This window comes from Flavobacterium ginsenosidimutans (assembly GCF_003254625.1).
Taxonomy (GTDB): Bacteria; Bacteroidota; Bacteroidia; order Flavobacteriales; family Flavobacteriaceae; genus Flavobacterium; species Flavobacterium ginsenosidimutans.
In genome coordinates this window covers 218,647-238,685 of record NZ_QJRJ01000080.1, presented here as the reverse complement: position 1 = coordinate 238,685, position 20,039 = coordinate 218,647, and the positions used below count along the sequence as shown (strand labels likewise).

The following is a 20,039-nucleotide window of genomic DNA, read 5'->3' as shown; positions in this document are numbered from 1 at the left end:
GGTTGTTTTTATGGTTTGTTTTTTAATTGTTTAAGGTTTCACGTTTCACGTTCCAACAACTTGAAACTAAATTTGTTCTGCCATTTCTAGCGCTGTATTCAAAGCTCTTAACTTATTATAAACTTCCTGCATTTCGCTTTCTTCGTCAGAACTTGCTACAATTCCGGCTCCTGCTTGACAGTGCAATTGGTGATTTTTAGAAAGGAAAGTTCGAATCATAATCGCGTGATTAAAGTTTCCGTCAAAATCCATAACTCCAATTGCGCCTCCGTAAAAATTACGATTTGTTTTTTCGCAATCTTCAATTAATTGCATTGCTCTATGTTTTGGTGCACCACTCAAAGTTCCTGCAGGGAAAGTATCTGCTACAACTTGCATCGTAGTTGCTTTTTCGTGTAAATGTCCGGTAACTTTTGAAACTAAGTGAATTACATGAGAGAAAAACTGAACTTCTCTATATTTTTCTACATTAACATCGTGACCATTTCTGCTTAAATCGTTTCTTGCCAAATCAACAAGCATAACGTGTTCACTGTTTTCTTTTTTGTCTTCAGAAAGTTCTTTAGCTAAAAGCGCGTCGCGTTCATCATTTCCTGTTCTTTTGAAAGTTCCCGCAATTGGATGAATTTCAGCTTTTCTATCTTTTACGATAATTTGTGCTTCTGGCGAAGAACCAAATATTTTGAAATCTCCATAATCAAAAAAGAATAAATATGGAGAAGGGTTGATGCTTCTTAAAGCTCTATAAACATTGAATTCGTCTCCTTTGAAACCTTGAGTAAATCGGCGAGAAAGAACCAATTGGAAAACATCTCCACGGTAACAATGTTTTTTGGCTAAAGCCACATTTGCTTTAAATTCCTCATCGGTTAAATTAGAGAAACCTTCGCCTTCTTTAGAAAATTTATATGAAGCTATATTTCTAGATTGCAATAATTGCTCGATTTCTGAAATATTATTTTTTCCGTCAAGACTATGGCAGAAAATATAAGCTTCGTTTTTAAAATGATTAATTGCAATAATGTTTTGATAAACAGCATAAAAAACATCTGGAATCGAAGTTGCGTTGTCTTTTTTAGCAATCGAAACTTTTTCGAAATAACGAACTGCATCATAAGAAATGTATCCGAATAAACCGTTATTGATGAATTTAAAATCGTTTTTTTCTGATTTGAATTGGCTTGAAAATTCCTGAATTACCTGAGGAATATTTGTCGAAGAATCGATATTGATTTTTTCTGAAGTTCCGTCTGGAAAAGTTTTAGAGATAACTTCATTTTCAATTTTAATAGTAGCAATTGGATTGCAGCAGATGTAAGAGAAACTGTTGTCATTTCCGTGATAATCACTACTTTCTAGTAATAAACTATTTGGGAATTTATCTCTGATTTTGAAATAAATACTCACTGGCGTAACTGTGTCTGCCAGAATTTGTTTGTAATGTGTATTAAGAATAAAAGGTTTCAAAATATATAGTTTTTAATTCGTTAGTTGTTTTTCGTTTAAAATTGGACCAAAAAAAAAGGCTTGTCGTGATGACAAGCCTTTTTAATTTATAGTTTTTACAATACCATAGGAAGCTTTGTTCACGACGTCTGACGTAAATTGTTCCACCACCAAGTATTGTTTAATATTGTTCTCATATCTGTTTTTGTTGTGACAAAGATATAAATGTAATTTGAATTGAAGTATATAAAATTTGAAAAAAAACTTTTCGAATCTGTAAAATTTGTTAAATTTTATTTGAATTTACTTCAATAACTCTTTAGTTTCCACTTGCTACCGTGTTATTTACGCTTAATCTAAAATCTGGATTTCCTTTGATGTTTGGAAGCGCAAATAATTCAATAAGTTTCAGTTTAGTATATTCTATTCCATAAGCTGGGTTACCATAATAACTTTTTATACCAGGAATATTACTTCCAGATTCGCTTTCGATTTCTCCAGTACAATTGTTTGCTATAACATTTTTAAAACTAATCTTTGACAAATTAGCTTCTCCATTTCCAATATTTCCTTCCAATAAAACAAAAGGAGCAAATCCAGAAACGACACTATTTGTTAGATTAAAAAAAGTATTTTCTCTAATATAAGCAGATTCTCTTACCAAGCCTTGATTGTTTTCTTCTAGATTAACCAAAGTAATATTGCTTGCATTGATTTTAGTCATCTTTTTAGTCATATCTGTGTTTGCAACTTTTTCGTATGAATCTACCTCAAAACATCTTGAACCCGAAATATCTGAAGAGAATGGGTGGCGAATTGCGATACTATTACTGATGTTAATTTGAGCACCTTGCGTGAAATCAAAATCATCATCTGTTGTTCTAAATGAAATCAAATTAGTCAAATTCAAATCTCCACCATAACATTCGAAAGAATCATCATTAGAAAAGCTAATTTGGACATTGCTTACAATTGTTTTTCTTCCAACACCAGCAAGAGAAAGGCCATTAAGTTCTTTAGAAGCACTTAGTTTTCTTCCAGCATACTCGATTCTAACATATTTTAAAATTCCTGAATTATCTTCAGGATCCTGACCTCCGTAATGATTTAAGTTTGGATCTAAATCGAAAGGTAAAGTGTGAATACCTCCTAAAGTGTTTATTGGAGCTTTTCCTAAAACAATAATTCCACCCCAGTCGCCTGGTTTTCTGTTGTTTATTTCGTTTTCAGAAGTAAAAATAATTGGATCAGTTTCTAATCCTTCTGCTACAATTTTTGAACCATTTGTGATTACAAGAGTTCCGCAGGTTTTATCATCACCTCGTATTACAGTTCCCGGCTCGATCGTTAAAGTTGCATTATTTGTAACGTACACAACACCAACTAAATGATAAACATTACGTTTTACTAATCGCATATCTTTATCAATTGTTCCGGCAATTATATTGGTTGCTTCGCCATAGTCATTAGCAGCAGGTTTAAAGCTCGTCCAGTTATTCATCCAATTTGAAGTTCCAATTATTCCTTTTGGCTGTTGTTGAGCTTGTACGAAAAAGCTGGTAATTAGACTTATACATGCAATACGTAATTTTGTTTTCATAACTATAATTTTAATTTCTAGTTTTTGATTTTTTTAATTGTCCCAAAATTAGAAGCCGTATGTTAATCAAAGCTCTGATACTTATTACGAAAGCGTTATTATACTATTAAGAACGTTAAGGTTGTGAAAAGTTTAAAAAAAAAATAAACCCCAACAGTTTGAACTGCTGGGGTTTGTAATATTTACGAACTAGTAAGCTTGAAATATTAGAATTTTAAAGCTACTGCTAATTCAAATTCGTCACTGATAGTTTTGTCTCCTAAACCTTCGAAGAAACTACCTGAACCGTATTTAATATCGTATTTAGTTCTGTCAACTTTGAAAGCAGTTGTAGCAGTGTTTCCATTTACAGTGATATCAAAAGTTACTGGTTTAGTGATTCCTTTGATAGTTAAATCTGCAGTTACAGTGTAAACGTCAGTAGATTTTGCACCGATAGTTTTGAAAACTAATTTTGAAGTTGGGAATTTGTCAGTTCCGAAGAAATCGTCAGCTTTTAAGTGACCGTTTAATTTTCCTTGGTATTCTCCAGTTAAATCTGTAGAAGTTAATGAAGTCATGTCAACTGTGAAGCTACCACCAACTAATTTTTTTCCTTTGAAAACTACTGCACCGTCTTTGAAGTTTACAGTTCCAGAGTGCTCTCCAGTTACTTTTTTACCTACCCATTTAATAGTAGATGCTTTTACGTCGATTTTTTTAGTTTGAGCGTTTACTGAAATTCCAGCTGCTGCTACGAATAATGCTATTGCAATTGTTTTTAAATTTTTCATGTTGTTAAAATTAAAATTTGAATTTGATTAATAAATAATTATAGAGTGATAAATAATTCTTCGTGTGATTTTCTAACTTTTTTCTGGTGTTGAGATTTGTCGTCATCATGTCTGTAACCAACAGTTGCGATTACTGAAGCATTTAAACCTAATTTGTCAAAACCTAAAATTTCGTTGAATTGAGCTGCATTGAAACCTTCCATTGGAGTTGCATCAATTTTTAATTCAGCAGCTGCATTAAGTAAGTTTCCTAAAGCTAAATAAGTTTGTTTTGCTGTCCAGATATGTTTTGCATCTTCTGATAAATTAGCGATTACATTTTTCATCATGTCGCTAAATCCGCCTAAAGCTTCTGCAGGAACACCTCTAACTTCGCTAATATTGTTGATGTATTTGTCTACAGAACCTGCATCAAGGTTTAAATCATTTGCAAAAATGAATAGGTGAGAAGCATCTGTAATTTGAGTTTGTCCCCAAGCTGCCCCTTTTAATTTTTCTCTTAATTCTGGATTTTCAACAAGAATAACTTTATAAGGTTGTAATCCGTATGAAGAAGCACTTAATCTAACAGCTTCTTTTAATGTATTTAAATCAGCATCTGATATCTTTTTTGAAGCATCAAACTGTTTAGTTGCGTATCTCCAATTTTGATTTTCTAAGAAATTGCTCATAGTTTGTATTATTTTATTTGTTGGTTCTATATTTTTCTAATAATTGATTTAAGAAAACTAATTCTTCTGGTTTTAAATTGTTTGCAAATGTCTGCTCATGCTCATCTACTTTCGGATCTAATTCTTTTAAAACGTCCAAACCTTTTTCTGTAATCGAAACTTCAATTTTTCGACGATTATCTGGACAGACATTTCGGGTTACAAAATCCTTTAATAATAATTTGTCTACCAATCGCGTTGTGTTGCTTGTTTTGGCAAGCATTCGCTCTTGTATCACGCACATATTAGCAGGCTTTCCTTTTTGTCCTCTTAATATACGTAACACATTATATTGTTCTCCAGACAAATCATACGGTTTGATTAACTCGTTGAAATGATCCTGAATCACATTCTGCGTGTACATGATATTCAGAATAACTTTTTTCGCATTATCCATCTTAACCGTACTCTTAATAACTTCTTCAATTGTCATAGTCGTAAGTGTATAATTTGTATATACAAATGTAGAACTTTTAATAGTTGTATATACAAATGTTGTGTTAATTATTTGTTAATATGTTTAATTGCGCTTTTAGCAAGAACTAAAAGGGTAGTTTCTTGATACTAAAATTAAAATAATTTTTCAATATAACGTTCTGATATATTGTGAATTAATGATTTTTTAAACTCAAAAAGTAATTTTGATCTGCAATATTTTTTAAATGGCTTTTTGTAAGATGATTTCAAAATAAAAATTACTCAAAATCGTCTGAATTTACTATTTATTGGAATTCTGAGAGAAGAAATCCGTTTGCAATTTGTCTGAAATTTGCAATTTCTGTGTTAATCCAAGCTTCATCGTGTTCTAATTCTTTAGCAATTACCCTTGCTGTTTTCTCCGAAACTTCAATTGCAGCTCTCGCATCTAAGAACAATAAACGAACTCTTCTCGCTAAGATATCATCTACAGTTCTGGCCATTTCGTAACGAATAGCCCAAACGACTTCTGCCATTGTAAATTCATGATCAGGATGAAGTTTTTCTTTTAATTCAGGTTCGCTTTCTTGTAACTCAATTATTTTCGGAATATCCGAACCATATATATAAAGGTGATTTTCTCTATCTAAAGAATTTGTAGATTTATTTCCATGAATGGGAAGATGTTCTGTGCGACATTCTTTCTGAGGCAATTTTCCAGTTTTGATAGCTTTGTCAATAATATCTTGAGCAATTTTTCGGTACGTTGTCCATTTTCCGCCAGTAATAGTAATTAGCCCTGTTTCTGAAACTATAATTTTATGGCTTCTAGAAACTTCTTTGGTGCTTTTTCCTTCTTCCTTTGGCGCTGCCAACGGACGCAATCCTGCAAAAACAGAAAGTACATCTGCTCTTGTTGGTTTTTTTGTCAAGAAACGTTGCGCTGTTTCGAGAACAAACTGAATTTCGCTTTCTAATGCAATAGGCTCTAAACTTTGTTTTTTAATTAAAGTATCAGTTGTTCCAACCACAATTCGATTGTGCCACGGAACAGCAAATAAAACTCTGCCGTCTTTTGTTTTAGGAATCATTAAAGCATTTTCACCTGGAAGAAAAGATTTATCAAACACCAAATGAATTCCCTGACTTGGAACAATGTATTTTTTATAAACGTTATCATTCAATTTCATGATTGCATTTGTAAAAACTCCAGTCGCATTTATTATAGCTGAACCTTTTACATCATATTTAATTCCGTTTTCTTGATCTTGAACCTGAACACCAATAACTTGATTTTTGTCGTCTTTTAGCAAATTGACAACTTTTACATAATTCAAAACACAAGCTCCGTTTTCTACGGCAGTTTGAGCAAGATTAATTGCTAAACGCGAATCATCAAATTGTCCGTCGTGATAAATAACGCCATTTACCAACCCGTTTTCTTCTACGTTTGGGAGCATTTCAATAGTTTTCTTTTTCGAAAGATATTGAGAACTTCCTAAACTAAGACAGCCCGACAATAAATCGTAAATTTTTAATCCGATTGTATAAAAATAGCCACTAAACCAATGATAATTTGGAATAACGAAAGATTGATTTTTTACCAAATGATTTGCATTTTGAGCTAATAATCCTCTTTCCTTTAAAGCTTCTCTAACTAAATGAACATCACCTTGTGCCAAATAGCGCACTCCGCCATGAACCAATTTAGTGCTTCGGCTCGAAGTTCCTTTTGCAAAATCTACAGCTTCAAATAAAACGGTTTTGTAGCCACGACTTGCTGCATCAATTGCAGTTCCGAGTCCACTTGCTCCACCGCCTATAATTATTACGTCCCAATTTTCGGTATTTTGTAGTTTGGTTAATTGCTCTGGGCGGTTCATATATTTACGGGACTTTTTGTTGAAAGCAAACTTAACGAAATGAAATTAAAAATTGATGAAGAAATATTCCGTAGGAATATCTCGTTGGTAGAAAAAAGATAATATCGTTTTGCGTCGTGTCCTGTAGGGACACTTGTTTTTTATAAAATGATATATTCAATCATTAATCAAACGTTCCTACGGAACGTGTAGACGGAATTCAAATTTAATTTCTACCAACCAGACACTCCTACGGAATGAATAGGTTCTTAAAATACAAAACCCGACAGTTTTTTTAACCTGTCGGGTTTGTTACGTTTTCCAACTTGAAACCTGAAACAAATAAAACTTGAAACAAATTTTAATGTGGCAGTTTATCCTTAATCAAACCATAAACCCAAGTTCCAGCAATTGCACTTACTAAAGTCACAACAATTACAGTTGCACCCGTACCGATTTGAGCAAAAAGCGGACCTGGACAAGCTCCAGTAATTGCCCATCCGAAACCGAATAACAATCCGCCATAGATTTGTCCTTTGTTGAAAGTCTTTGGCTGGATTTCGATTTTTTCGCCATCAAGAGTTTTGATATTAAATTTTTTAATCAACTGAACTGAAATTAATCCAACAGCAACAGCGCATCCAATTACGCCATACATATGAAACGATTCAAGATTAAACATTTCCTGAATACGAAACCAACTGATGATTTCTGCTTTTACGAATACAATTCCGAAAAAGATCCCAACGATTAAGTATTTTAGGTTTGCGAATGTGTTTTCTTTTTTCTGGCTTGCGTTGATTCCTTCGCCGTCTATATTTTTATTTTCTAAACTCATTTTTGAAATTTTAAAGTGAAAGAATATAAGGTAAAATCAAAAGCGCCATTACAAAACCGCCAATCATAAAGCAGATTGTCGCTACTAATGAAGGCCATTGTAAGTTTGATAATCCCATAATCGCGTGTCCGCTTGTGCAACCGCCAGCGTAACGAGTTCCGAAGCCAACTAAAAATCCGCCGACAACAATCATAATGAATCCACGAAGAGTTAATAAGCTTTCCCAAGAAAATAACTGTACAGGAACTAAACCTGTATGATCTGTGATTCCGTAAGTGGCTAATTTCTCCGATAATTCAGGAGCAATTTCCACCGGATTTGGATTTGATAAAAAGTGAGCTGCAATAAAACCACCGAAAAATATTCCAAGAACAAAGAATAAATTCCAGCTTTCTTTTTTCCAGTCGTATTTAAAAAACGAAATATTCGCTGGAATACAAGCCGCGCAAATATGACGCAATGAAGAACTAATTCCGAAAGATTTATTCCCGATAATTAATAAAATTGGAACTGTTAATCCAATCAAAGGGCCTGCAACATACCAAGGCCAAGGTTCTTTAATGATTTCTAACATATTTTCTGAGGTTCTAAGTTGCTAAGATTCTAAGGTACTAAGTTTAAGGTTGAAAATCTTAGAACCTTAGAACCTTAGTAGCTTAGCATCTTTAAATTATTTTAATACTTTACTTTGACAAACAAAATCTGATTTTGGGATATTTGTTTTAGAAATCGCTCCAAAACCGCCTTCAACTTCAGAGAAATTTCTGAAACCTCTTGCTTGAAGGATAGAAGCGGCAATCATACTTCTGTAACCGCCCGCGCAATGCAAATAAAAATGCTCATTTGGATTAATATCTTTTACCCAGTCATTGATATAAGCCAAAGGTTTGCTGTAAGCGTCATCAATATGTTCTGCTGCGTATTCTGTTTCTTTTCGGATATCTACAACTTTATCTTCTCCAAATTTAAACTCATTTGCAAATTGTTCTGCAGTAATTCTGTTAACAGTATCAATTTCGAAACCTGCATTTTGCCAAGCTTCAAAACCGCCTTCCAAATGTCCGATAATCGTATCAAAACCAACACGGCTTAAACGAGTTACGGTTTCTTCTTCCATGCCAGTAGTAGTAACCAAAATAATTGGCTGTTTTACGTTGGCAATTAAAGTTCCAACCCATGGAGCAAAATCACCGTTGATTCCGATATTGATAGATTGCGGAATAAATCCTTTGCTGAAATCTGCTGCGCTTCTTGTATCCAAAATTAAAGCTCCCGTTTCTTCTGCAACGGCTTCAAATTCTTTTGCGTTTATAGCTTTCATACCGTTGTGTAAAACAGTTTCAAAACTTTCGTAACCTTGTTTGTTCATTGCAACGTTCATACTGAAATAGGCTGGGGGAGGCAACAAACCGTCAGTTACTTCTTTGATGAATTCTTCTTCGGTCATATTGGCACGCAAAGCGTAATTTGTTGCTTTTTGATTCCCGATAGTCGAAACGGTTTCTTTGCTCATGTTTTTTCCGCAAGCGCTTCCTGCACCGTGCGCTGGATAAACAATAACGTCATCAGCCAAAGTCATAATTTTATCTCTTAACGAATGAAATAAAATTCCAGCCAATTGATCTTGAGTCATTCCAGCTGCTTTTTGAGCTAAATCAGGACGACCAACATCACCAATAAATAAAGTGTCACCAGAGAAAATGGCGTGATCTTTTCCGTTTTCATCAATTAATAAAAAAGTAGCACTTTCCATAGTATGTCCAGGAGTGTGCAAAACTTTAATTGTCACTTTTCCGATTTTAAATTCCTGTCCGTCTTTCGCAGAAATGCAGTCAAATTCGCAAGCAGCATTTGGTCCGTAAACGATTGGCGCTCCAGTTTCTTTGCTCAAATCAACGTGTCCAGAAACGAAATCAGCGTGGAAATGCGTTTCAAAAATATATTTCAGCGTTACTCCATCACGCTCTAAACGATCCAGATAAGGCTGAATTTCTCTAAGCGGATCAATAATGGCCGCTTCACCATTTGAAGTGATATAATATGCACCTTGAGCAAGGCATCCGGTGTAAATTTGTTCTATTTTCATGATAGGTATTGTAAAATGATGGGTTACAAAGGTAACTTTGTTTTTTAAAAAAATAGGTGACTAATGTTACAGAAATTAGGTTTTTGTATAAAAAAATGTGCTGTTTGTCATAATCGATTGAGATAAATTAATTTTAAGTTGAGCAATTACGCTTTAAGCTTTAATTTTGTATATGACGAATGTCATTTCAAAACAAAAAAGAAAATGAATACACAGGACTTAATAGATCAAATTGCTTTTATAAAAGAAATTGATAAAGTAAAATACATTCAGCGCAAAACAAAATTATTCAACAGTGATAGATGCGAAAATGATGCAGAACACAGTTGGCATTTGGCTTTAATGGCAATTGTTCTGGCAGAATATTCAAACGAACCTATCGATGTCTTAAAAGTAGTAAAAATGGTTTTGATACACGATATAGTCGAAATTGATGCTGGTGACGTTTTTATTTATGATACCGTAAAAAGTCATGATAATACAGACGAAGAACGTTTAGCCGCAAATAGAATTTTTGGTTTGCTTCCAAAAAAACAAGCAGAAGAATTTATTTCCATTTGGGAAGAATTTGAAGCTGGAGAAACCAATGAAGCCAAATTTGCAAGATCTATGGATAGATTAGAACCTTTATTGCAGAACACATCAAACAACGGTGGAACTTGGAAGGAGTTTGGAGTGAAATACGATAAAGTTTACGAAAAGAAAAGTATCATTAAAAATGGTTCAGAATCTTTATGGAATTATGCCGAAGGTTTGATTAATGAAAGTGTTGAAAAAGGGATTTTAGAAAAATAATCAATAATAACCACGCAATCGAAATCAAACATAGCTAGCCTGCGGTTTCAATCGCAGGAAACGTATCGGACATGCATTGCGTTCCCGTGGTTGAAACCACGGGCTATGTTACGCACGAAAATCTAAACGCAATCTTGTCATTTTGATCCCGAAGCCTCGGGATCGAAATAACAAACTGTACCTAACTCAAAAAATGACAAGTGTCATTTCTACCCTTTAAATTGTTGAAAAGTTTAACAAATATCAGGAGATAAACTTTTTTTAAAGGACGTTAATTCGGGTTGTAATGGTTAAATTTGTGGAACTTCATAAACAAATACCATTATGGAAGAAATGCTCTTTTATGATCGAATGCAATTTGCCTTCACGATTACTTTTCATTATCTTTTTCCGCAACTTACAATGGGTCTTTCGTTGATCATTGTGTACTTCAAGTGGAAATACTTAAAAACTAAAGACGAACAATACAATCACGCCACCCATTTCTGGATGAAAATCTTCGCCCTCAATTTTGCAATGGGCGTTGTAACAGGAATTCCGATGGAGTTTCAATTTGGAACCAATTGGGCTAAATTCTCCGAATTAACAGGAGGAATTATCGGGCAGACATTGGCAATGGAAGGAATGTTTTCTTTCTTTCTTGAATCTTCTTTTCTAGGAATATTTTTATTTGGAGAAAAACTTCTCGGACATAAATGGCATTTTGTTACCGGATTATTAATCATGATTGGTTCTTGGGCCAGCGGATTTTTAATCATCGCCACACATTCGTGGATGCAGAATCCAGTTGGTTACGAAATCTTGGAAAACGGAAAATTTGTATTGAATAATTTTCAAGCTTTATTTTTAAATCCGTGGCTATGGCCGTCTTATTTGCATAATCAAGCTGCTTCGTTGGTAACGAGTTCTTTTGTTGTTGCCGGAATTGGAGCTTTTTATATTTTGAGTAAAAAGAATGTTTCTTTCGGGAAATTGTTCTTAAAAACAGGAGTTATTTTCGGATTGATTTCGAGCATTTTTGTTGCTGTTCCAACAGGAGATTTATTGGCTAAAAATGTTGTGAAATATCAGCCCGTAACTTTTGCAGGAATGGAAGGAATTTTTCATACTGAGAAAAAAGGTTCTGAAATTGTCTTAATTGGTCAGCCTGATGTCAAAGACAAAAAATTGGATAATAAAATCGCCGTTCCTAATATTCTAAGTTTCTTGACTTACGGAAACTGGAATCAGGAAATAAAAGGTTTAGATCAGTTTGAAGAAGATTTGCATCCAACCAATATTTCAGGACTGTATTATGCCTATCATATAATGGTTGGATTAGGAACTGTTTTTATTGGATTAATGGTATTTTCTCTTTTTCAATTAATAAGAGGAAAATTATTTGAAACTAAATGGCTTTTGTGGTCACTCATGTTCATGATGCCGTTTCCTTATATCGCCAACACAACAGGCTGGTATACGGCCGAATTAGGAAGACAGCCTTGGTTGGTTTACAATTTATTACGAACAGCATCGGGTGCTTCACCAACAGTTTCTTCTGGAAATACCTTGTTTACATTGCTTGGTTTTATCGGTTTATACCTTTTACTAGGAATGTTGTTTTTACTTTTAGTTGGAAAAATTATCAATAAAGGTCCTCATAATGTGGAACTTTCAACAGAAAAAATATAAGTATGGAATTTTTTTGGTACGTAGTTTTAATGGGAATTCTGGCCGTTTATCTGGTTTTGGACGGTTACGATTTTGGTGCAGGAATTATTCATTTATTTTTTGCTGATACAGAAAAAGATAAAAAGGCGATTACCAATGCTATTGGTCCGTTTTGGGATGCCAATGAAGTATGGCTGATTGCGGCGGGAGGCGTTTTGTTTTTTGCTTTTCCGACTTTATATGCTTCATCTTTCAGCGGTTTTTATCTGCCCCTAATTATGATTTTATGGCTTTTGATTTTCCGCGCCATCGGATTAGAAATGCGCGGACAAGTACACAATCATATGTGGGAAAGTATTTGGGATAAAGCTTTCGGAATTGCAAGTTTGCTTTTGGCTCTTTTCTTCGGAATTGCTTTGGGAAATATCGTTCGCGGTGTTAATCTTGGAATGGTTCAAAATGGAGTTTCTACGCAGGAAGCGCATTATTTCTTTTTGCCTTTATGGAATCCAACTTTTAGTCCGCAAGCAAATGAATTGGGAATTATTGACTGGTTTACACTTTTCTTAGGAATTGTGAGTGTTGTCGCTTTGACGATTCACGGTGCAAACTGGATTATTTATAAAACGAATTCTGCTTTAAATCCGAAATTGAAAAAAGTTGTTTTTGCTTTGAATATTGTTTTGTTGATTTTGGTTTGTATTTCGTTGCAAGTATGGCATTTTATTGAACCTAAACCGTTTCATAATTTTGTTGAAAATCCGATTCTTTGGTTTTTTCCAATTTTGACTTTTGTTGGAATTCTGGGATTATTCAAAGTGCGTTCCTTCAAAAAAGATGGTCACGGATTTCTATTTTCGACTTTGTTTTTAGTTGGCGGATTTGCTTCTACAGCAGTTTCAATTTTTCCGAATGTTTTGCCATCAACCAATAAAGTGAATCCGTCATTAACGATTTATAATACCGCTGCTCACGAATACGGATTAAATGCCGGTTTGAGTTGGTTTTTTATCGCTTTGTTTCTCGTAATTATTTATTTTATTATTCAATATCGTGTTTTCAGCGGGAAAATGGATGATATTGGGTATGGGGAGCATTGAGTTTTTTGTTTGCCACGAATTCACGAATTTTTATTTTGACATAATTGAATTCCTATTGTTGGATTTTATAGCTATAAATTACACAAATTTTAATATCAATGTAAATCAATTGCCTCCAGTTTTAACTGGAGGTTTTTGTTTTAATTTGAATTGGGCTTTAGCCAAACTTTGCGTTTTTTTGGCTAAAGCCTTTTTTGTATACATTTGTTTACCTCCAGCTAAAGCCGGAGGCAATTCAAAAAAAATAGATTAATCTTTTTTAAATGAAAAATTTAATAATAACCATTTTCATATTCTTCTTTGGGTATTTGAACTGTAGCGCTTGTGATTGTGATACTCCAAAAACAATTTTAGAATTTTACTCTTCAAAATATGTTTTTAAGGGGATAATTAAGAAAAAAACATTTAGTAAGGATTCAGCAACTTATACTGTGAAATTTAAAGTGCTTGAAAGCTATAAAAAAGGTAAAATCCCGAAAGAAATATCATTTACATCGAATTATAAAAAAGGAAATGCGAGAGGAAGCTCTTGTTATTCCGAAGAATACCAATATCAGGAATGGTTGATTTTTGCTTATGAAAGAGAAGGAAAGTTACATTTTAGTAATATTTGCTCTAATTCTCAGTTTATTGGGGGTATAGGAATTGATGCATACACACAAAAAATCCTTGACAAAGGCAATGATTTTAAATTGGAAGATTATATCTATGGAGATAGTTATTTAGAAAGATCAGAGTTTAATTATACAAAACCGGTAACAGATCTTGATTCTATTTTTAAAACAGGAAAAATTAAAGATTATGAAAAGACATATGTAGTGCTAGCATTATATATTAATGAGAAAGGTAAATTAATTTCGGTTTTTACAAGTGTAGACATGAATTTTTCTGAGCCAGATTTTGTTTATGATCCTATTTTTAATCTTTTAAAAAGTTTTAGCGTAAAAAATAAACGTCCCTTAAACGAGTTTGAAATAGAGGCAATAGCTTTATATAAAAAAGTTGATTGGGAGGTGAAAAGACATATTGAAACCAAAGTTCCTGTCAAATATATACGTTATGTTCGTGCAGAATTTGATAAAGAAACTAAAACATGGAAACATGATATTTAGCTTTTTTAATTTTAGAGCTAAAAAAACATCCGTTTACTCCTTTAGAATAAACGGATTTTTATTTTGATTCTTGACAGAATTAAAAGATAAAATGTCCTGAATAAGCCCACTTTATAAACATAATCATTTACTAAAGATTTAATTACAACTACAGGTTATATTCTATAATTTGAATTGTAGGAAAAAAAATGAGTTAATGCTTAATATTGCGAACCTAAGAATTTTTCCCCCTAAAGAATTTTTAGAAAACGATTTTTTACTAAAAGCTTAAATTATTTTTACCTACTAAATTTATGCCCTTAACAATTTTTTCCGACAAGGTTAGATTCCGTTACAAATCTAAAAACTGGCAGTATCAATTTGATGAAATTAAAGAGATTGGACTGCTCAAAAAAAAGAAAAAGTATTTTCTAGAAAACGGTGCTTTTATTGCCGTAACTGCTGTGACTTATTACTGTATGATATTTTCCAACTTAATGGATTTGTATTATATAATTCCAGCTATTTTGTGTTATACACTTATTATTGTTTTCAGATTCAGTAATTCTAAAGAATCTGTGTATTTCGTTTTTGTAAAAGATATTTATCAAAACGAGATAAGAACTAAAATCAAAGCAAAGGATCGCGTTCTGGTAGGCAAGCAGATTGATCATTTTTTGGATCTTCAGTTTGAAAGAAGTATAAAAAGAACCGCTTAAGAAAAATTGATGTTTATATTTGATATTTCCCATTATGATGTATTTTTCATAATGGTAGCTTTGATATATGGTTATTTTATTACGAAAAAGAAAAAATTAACGAAACGCTAAGTCATATTTTACCAATTATGAAGTAGCTTTATCAATACCCAAAAATAAGTATAGTTGTGCCGTTTAGATTTGACGGCTGGCTGTTTTAACTATACATGACCCCAAAGCAGAGAGAATTATGGCCACAACAATTAAGAACAAAATAAAAAATATTAGAGAGTTAAAAAATTATACTCAGGAATATATGGCAGAGAGATTAGGTGTAACTCAGGCGGGTTACAGTAAAATTGAGAAAGGAAAAACGTCTTTGAGTTATGAAAAATTAGTCGAAATAGGAAAAATTTTGGATGTCAGTGTCGAGGATATAATTAGTTTTGATTATGATAAATATTTCAATAGTTTCAATAAAATTACTGGAAATAATAACGGAAGTATTTTAATCAACGCCGACAATACTTCAATTTTAAAGGAACTTTACGAAGACAAAATTCAATTGCTAGAAAAACTGCTTAATAGAACTGAAATAGAACTAGAACGATATAAAGATAAATTTGGGGAAATTTAAACGTTTTAGTTTCATCTTTGTCAAAGTGTAAAAGCTTTGACAAAGATTACTCTACAAGTGAAACTAAAATTATCTTTTTTGAAGTTGTTTTTAAAACAAAACTTCTTTAGCAATTATATAAAATCCCATTACGAGAACAAACCATCCAAAAAGTGGTTTTAATTTTGTGCCGTCAATTTTTTTAGAAAACTGACTTCCAATAAGCATTCCGATTAAAGCCATAGCAGAAACGCTTAACAAGAAAGTGTAATTTATTGGTGTTCCAATGTATAAATCGCCGGCAAAGCCTATTGATGAGTTAATGGTGATGATTAATAATGAAGTTCCGACGGCTTGTTTCATTGGTAAGTTGGCAAAAAAAAGCAAAGCAGGAATAATTAAAAATCCGCCGCCTGCGCCTAGAAATCCAGTTACGATTCCGACAAAAAATCCAATTATGCTTAATTGTAAATAGTTTGTTTCTGTCGATTTTATTTCAGGAACATTCTTTTTAATCATCGAAATTGCTGCGGTAATCATCAATACAGAAAAGATTATCATAATTAGGAAATCTTTTGAGACAGTATAAGATGCAACGCAAAATATGGTTTTTGCAATTTGAGGGAAAATTACTTCACGGATAATTAGAATCGAAATTACAGACGGAATTGCAAAATACAAAGCCGATTTTAATTTTAAATTCCCCATTTTGTAATGACTGTAACTTCCAAACAATGCCGTTAATCCGACAATAAATAAAGAATAAGAAGTTGCCTGATCAGGATTTACTTTAAATAAATAAACTAAAATTGGAATGGTCAAAATAGAACCGCCTCCGCCAATTAAGCCAAGTGTGATTCCGATTATGATTGAGGCAAAAAATCCTAAATATTCCATTGCATTTATTTTGATGCAAAGTTGCTTCGGAAATTAGAAACCTACAGTAACATTTATCACAGAAGATTTTTTTTCGCCACGAATTGTACAAATTTTCGCGAATTACTTTGTCACATTGAGCGAAGTCGAAATGCTTTGTGAGGCTTCGACTTCGCTCAGCCTGACAACAAAAAATATTTTAGCCACAGATTAAAAGGATTATTAGGATTTCTTTTTTTATTAAGAATAGAAAAATCCATCTAATCCTTTTAATCTGTGGCAGAAAAAAAACTTTATTTCAATAATTCAATCTGGTTTCGGTTGAGTTTGACTAGACCTCGTTGTTCCATTTTTTTGAGTAATCTGGAAACGACTTCTCTAGAAGTATTTAGTTCAGTTGCGATTTCTTGATGCGATAAATTTACTTCAGAACAACCGCAAGCATCAGAATGACGTTTTAAGTAAAATTCTAATCTTTCGTCCATAGAACGGAAAGCGATATTATCAACCACTTCGAGAACTTCTTCAAAACGGCTTCGGTAGGTTTCAATTACAAATTCGTACCAAGAACGGTGTTCCATCATCCATTTGTCCATCAATTGCAACGGAATCATCATCACGGTAACATCTTCGACTACTTTTGCCATAATTTGGCTTTTTTCGCTTTTTGCCGTACAAATCATAGATATCGCACAAGCTTGTCCAGGCTGCAGATAATACATTAAAAACTCTCCGCCATCTTCACCTTCGCGATAGATTTTGATTTTTCCCTTAATGATCAAAACGGTATTCTTGATGTATTGACCGGTGCGCATTAAAATGGTTCCGGCTTTAAAATCTTGAAGACTTCCGTTTTCTTCAATTGTGGCAACAAGTTCGTTGGAAAAATTAGGAAATATGGTTTTTAAGGAATGCTGCATTTTTTAAATAATTTTTGTCACATCGAGCGGAGTCGAGATGTTTAGGTTCTCGACTTCGCTCGAACTGACAGATGTAACTTTTTAATATCTTTGGTTTTTTATCAAAAAGAGATTAAAAATTATAATTGTTTGCAAAGATAATAGTTTGATTTGGGATAAATTATCATAAAATTACATTTAAGATTAATTTTATGTAAATGAAAAAATCCTATTTTCTATCGATTTTGTAGGCTGAATTTTTAAAAATAGTAACTAAATTTGTAATTCACTGATTATAATACTTTCTCTAAAACGTTTTCTGAGAATAATAATCGAAATCGCATTTGGTACGTTTTTTATATATAGAAACGTCGTAATTTTACAAAAACACATTTTATTATGAATTTATCACAAGAAGATTGGGTTGCTCAGTTAGAAGCTGACGAAAATGCAGTTATACTTGATGTAAGAACTGAAGACGAATTTAATGACGGCTACATTGAGAATGCTCTTAATATTGATATCAATAAAGGGCAGGCATTTATCTATGAAATCGAAGAATTAGACAAAAATAAAAATTATTATGTATACTGTCGTTCTGGGGCTAGAAGTGCAAAAGCATGCCAGATCATGAACGAATTGGGTATCGAAAATGCCTACAATCTGCTTGGAGGAATCCTAGATTGGGAAGGCGAAACAGTACAACCATAAAAGAAGAAGAGGCATACAAAAGCCTCTTTTTTCTTTTGGCAATAGAATTACCAGACCATTAAATAACCAAATTATGAGTTTTATACCAGAAGAATATCAGATTACTAGTCTGATAAACCAAGATACTTATCTTGTAAATGGAGAATTGAAACAATGGACAGGGCAAACCACACCTGTGTTTTCTACTATTTCTTCAACTGAAAAGTATACTCCAACTTTATTAGGATCTATTCCTTTTATGGGAGAAAAAGAAGCAGCAGAAGTTATCGAAGCTGCTACCAATGCATACGATATGGGGCAAGGTTTATGGCCAACTATGAAAGTTGCCGATCGTATTAAAAGCATGGAGAATTTTGTGAAACAAATGAAAGAAACCCGCGAAGAAGTAGTGAAATACTTAATGTGGGAAATTGGAAAATCATTAGGAGATTCGCAAAAAGAATTCGACAGAACGGTAGAATATATTTACGATACTATTGCCAGCTATAAAGAATTAAACGGACGCAGTTCGCACTTTGAAAAAGTACAAGGTGTAAACGCTATGATTCGTCGTGGGCCTCTTGGAGTTGTTTTGTGTCTTGGACCTTACAATTATCCTTTGAATGAAACTTTTTCATTGCTGATTCCTGCTTTGATTATGGGGAATACGGTAATCTTCAAACCTGCTAAACACGGTGTTTTATGTATTTCGCCATTGTTAGAAGCTTTTAGAAGCAGTTTTCCAAAAGGTGTAATTAATATTGTTTATGGTAGAGGACGCGAAGTAGCTTCTCCGATTATGAAATCTGGAAAAATTGATGTTTTGGCATTAATTGGAAACAGTAAATCGGCGATTGCTTTACAAGATCAGCACCCAAACAAAAACAGATTGCGTTTGATTTTAGGTTTAGAAGCTAAAAATCCAGCAATTATTCTTCCAGATGCCGATTTAGATTTGGCTATTCAAGAATGTATTACAGGAAGTTTGTCTTTTAACGGACAGCGTTGTACAGCGTTGAAAGTTTTATATGTCCATGAATCTATCAGAGAAGAATTCAACAAACGTTTTGCTGAAAAAGTAGATAGTTTAGTTTTTGGAAACCCGTGGGAAAAGGGAGTTGCTCTAACACCGCTACCAGAAACCGACAAACCAAAATATATTCAAGGTTTAATTGATGATGCTGTTCATAAAGGAGCTAAAGTGATAAATGAAAAAGGTGGAAAACACACTGATAATTATATTTTTCCAGCGGTTTTATATCCAGTAAACAAAGAAATGCGTGTGTATCACGAAGAGCAGTTTGGACCAGTTGTTCCTGTGCTTTCTTTCAAAGATATTAAAGAGCCTTTAAAAGATATGGCAGAATCAAATTACGGACAGCAAGTAAGTTTGTTTGGTAAAGACATAAAAACCCTTGCGCCGCTAATTGATGCTTTAGTTAACTTAGTTTGTAGAGTAAACCTCAACAGTTCTTGCCAAAGAGGGCCAGATGCTTTCCCTTTCACAGGAAGAAAAGATTCTGCTGTAGGAACTTTGAGTATTCCAGATGCTTTGCGTTCTTTCTCAATTCGTACGTTTGTAGCTTCAAAGGATATCGATTATAATAATGAGATTCTGCAGGAATTGCTTAACAGCAAAGAATCGAATTTTATTAATACTGATTATATTTTGTAGCCATCAAAGTTATATATTAATTGTAGACTCCGTCTGTTGCCTTTTGGTTACAGGCGGTTTTTCTTTTTAAGATGCTAAGGTTCTGAGATTCTAAGATTTCTTTGATCATGAAAAGTGAAAAATCAAAAGTTAAATGAGGAGTTAAAAATATTTTAAAGTTTTTTTCATATTTTACATCTCACTAATTACAATTCACCATTAACAATTTACAATTAAT

The 20,039-nt window shown here is 33.1% G+C and carries 19 protein-coding genes; 8 read left to right on the top strand and 11 right to left on the bottom strand.

From position 1 onward, the window contains the following. Nucleotides 1–66: 66 nt before the first annotated feature. The 9 genes from DM444_RS17305 to DM444_RS17265 all read right to left on the bottom strand — a co-directional run bounded on the left by DM444_RS17305 (nucleotide 67) and on the right by DM444_RS17265 (nucleotide 9,732). On the bottom strand, nucleotides 67–1,467 hold the full coding sequence (locus DM444_RS17305) for an anthranilate synthase component I family protein (RefSeq protein WP_111288906.1): 1,401 nt from the start codon (nucleotides 1,465–1,467) through the stop codon (nucleotides 67–69). A 298-nt stretch (nucleotides 1,468–1,765) separates the two neighbouring features. Next, complete coding sequence (locus DM444_RS17300) at nucleotides 1,766–3,046, bottom strand: hypothetical protein (RefSeq protein WP_111288904.1); 1,281 nt, start codon at nucleotides 3,044–3,046, stop codon at nucleotides 1,766–1,768. A 206-nt stretch (nucleotides 3,047–3,252) separates the two neighbouring features. Further along, the gene (locus DM444_RS17295; RefSeq protein WP_111288902.1) at nucleotides 3,253–3,819 is read right to left on the bottom strand and encodes a YceI family protein; all 567 of its coding nucleotides are present in this window, start codon (nucleotides 3,817–3,819) and stop codon (nucleotides 3,253–3,255) included. Nucleotides 3,820–3,857: 38 nt separating this feature from the next. After that, entirely contained in the window at nucleotides 3,858–4,490 is a 633-nt protein-coding gene (locus DM444_RS17290; protein WP_111288900.1) for an NAD(P)H-dependent oxidoreductase, read from the bottom strand. Between the two features lie 13 nt (nucleotides 4,491–4,503). After that, a complete protein-coding gene (locus tag DM444_RS17285) occupies nucleotides 4,504–4,962 on the bottom strand; it encodes a MarR family winged helix-turn-helix transcriptional regulator (protein ID WP_111288898.1) in 459 nt (152 codons plus the stop codon). 289 nt (nucleotides 4,963–5,251) lie between these two features. After that, nucleotides 5,252–6,829: a glycerol-3-phosphate dehydrogenase/oxidase gene (locus DM444_RS17280; protein ID WP_111288896.1), complete on the bottom strand. Its 1,578-nt coding sequence runs from the start codon at nucleotides 6,827–6,829 to the stop codon at nucleotides 5,252–5,254. A gap of 340 nt (nucleotides 6,830–7,169) precedes the next feature. Further along, nucleotides 7,170–7,646 carry a DUF6691 family protein gene (locus tag DM444_RS17275; RefSeq protein ID WP_111288894.1) on the bottom strand — a complete coding sequence of 159 codons (477 nt, stop codon included), beginning with the start codon at nucleotides 7,644–7,646 and terminating at the stop codon, nucleotides 7,170–7,172. A gap of 10 nt (nucleotides 7,647–7,656) precedes the next feature. Next, a complete protein-coding gene (locus DM444_RS17270; protein WP_111288892.1) occupies nucleotides 7,657–8,220 on the bottom strand; it encodes a YeeE/YedE family protein in 564 nt (187 codons plus the stop codon). 96 nt (nucleotides 8,221–8,316) lie between these two features. Next, a complete protein-coding gene (locus tag DM444_RS17265; RefSeq protein ID WP_111288890.1) occupies nucleotides 8,317–9,732 on the bottom strand; it encodes an MBL fold metallo-hydrolase in 1,416 nt (471 codons plus the stop codon). A gap of 204 nt (nucleotides 9,733–9,936) precedes the next feature. On the opposite strand from DM444_RS17265, the gene DM444_RS17260 reads away from it, so the two are divergent. The 6 genes from DM444_RS17260 (at nucleotide 9,937) to DM444_RS17235 (ending at nucleotide 15,703) form a co-directional block, all read left to right on the top strand. Further along, a complete protein-coding gene (locus tag DM444_RS17260) occupies nucleotides 9,937–10,527 on the top strand; it encodes an HD domain-containing protein (RefSeq protein WP_111288888.1) in 591 nt (196 codons plus the stop codon). Between the two features lie 324 nt (nucleotides 10,528–10,851). Continuing rightward, the gene (locus DM444_RS17255) at nucleotides 10,852–12,198 is read left to right on the top strand and encodes a cytochrome ubiquinol oxidase subunit I (protein ID WP_111288886.1); all 1,347 of its coding nucleotides are present in this window, start codon (nucleotides 10,852–10,854) and stop codon (nucleotides 12,196–12,198) included. A gap of 2 nt (nucleotides 12,199–12,200) precedes the next feature. Then, the gene (cydB, locus tag DM444_RS17250) at nucleotides 12,201–13,277 is read left to right on the top strand and encodes a cytochrome d ubiquinol oxidase subunit II (RefSeq protein WP_111288884.1); all 1,077 of its coding nucleotides are present in this window, start codon (nucleotides 12,201–12,203) and stop codon (nucleotides 13,275–13,277) included. A 263-nt stretch (nucleotides 13,278–13,540) separates the two neighbouring features. Continuing rightward, nucleotides 13,541–14,389 carry a hypothetical protein gene (locus tag DM444_RS17245; RefSeq protein ID WP_162614991.1) on the top strand — a complete coding sequence of 283 codons (849 nt, stop codon included), beginning with the start codon at nucleotides 13,541–13,543 and terminating at the stop codon, nucleotides 14,387–14,389. 293 nt (nucleotides 14,390–14,682) lie between these two features. Next, entirely contained in the window at nucleotides 14,683–15,087 is a 405-nt protein-coding gene (locus tag DM444_RS17240) for a hypothetical protein (protein ID WP_111288880.1), read from the top strand. Between the two features lie 229 nt (nucleotides 15,088–15,316). Beyond that, nucleotides 15,317–15,703, top strand: coding sequence for a helix-turn-helix transcriptional regulator (locus DM444_RS17235; RefSeq protein ID WP_111288878.1), 387 nt, complete (start codon nucleotides 15,317–15,319; stop codon nucleotides 15,701–15,703). Nucleotides 15,704–15,793: 90 nt separating this feature from the next. Here the strand turns inward: DM444_RS17235 and DM444_RS17230 are convergent, their stop codons facing one another. After that, nucleotides 15,794–16,579, bottom strand: coding sequence for a sulfite exporter TauE/SafE family protein (locus DM444_RS17230; protein WP_111288876.1), 786 nt, complete (start codon nucleotides 16,577–16,579; stop codon nucleotides 15,794–15,796). 272 nt (nucleotides 16,580–16,851) lie between these two features. Next, a complete protein-coding gene (locus tag DM444_RS17225) occupies nucleotides 16,852–17,478 on the bottom strand; it encodes a Crp/Fnr family transcriptional regulator (RefSeq protein WP_111288874.1) in 627 nt (208 codons plus the stop codon). A gap of 378 nt (nucleotides 17,479–17,856) precedes the next feature. Between DM444_RS17225 and DM444_RS17220 the strand changes: the two genes are divergently transcribed. After that, nucleotides 17,857–18,168 carry a rhodanese-like domain-containing protein gene (locus tag DM444_RS17220; RefSeq protein WP_095929060.1) on the top strand — a complete coding sequence of 104 codons (312 nt, stop codon included), beginning with the start codon at nucleotides 17,857–17,859 and terminating at the stop codon, nucleotides 18,166–18,168. Nucleotides 18,169–18,241: 73 nt separating this feature from the next. Beyond that, nucleotides 18,242–19,822 carry an NADP-dependent glyceraldehyde-3-phosphate dehydrogenase gene (locus DM444_RS17215; RefSeq protein ID WP_111288872.1) on the top strand — a complete coding sequence of 527 codons (1,581 nt, stop codon included), beginning with the start codon at nucleotides 18,242–18,244 and terminating at the stop codon, nucleotides 19,820–19,822. Nucleotides 19,823–20,039 lie beyond the last annotated feature (217 nt).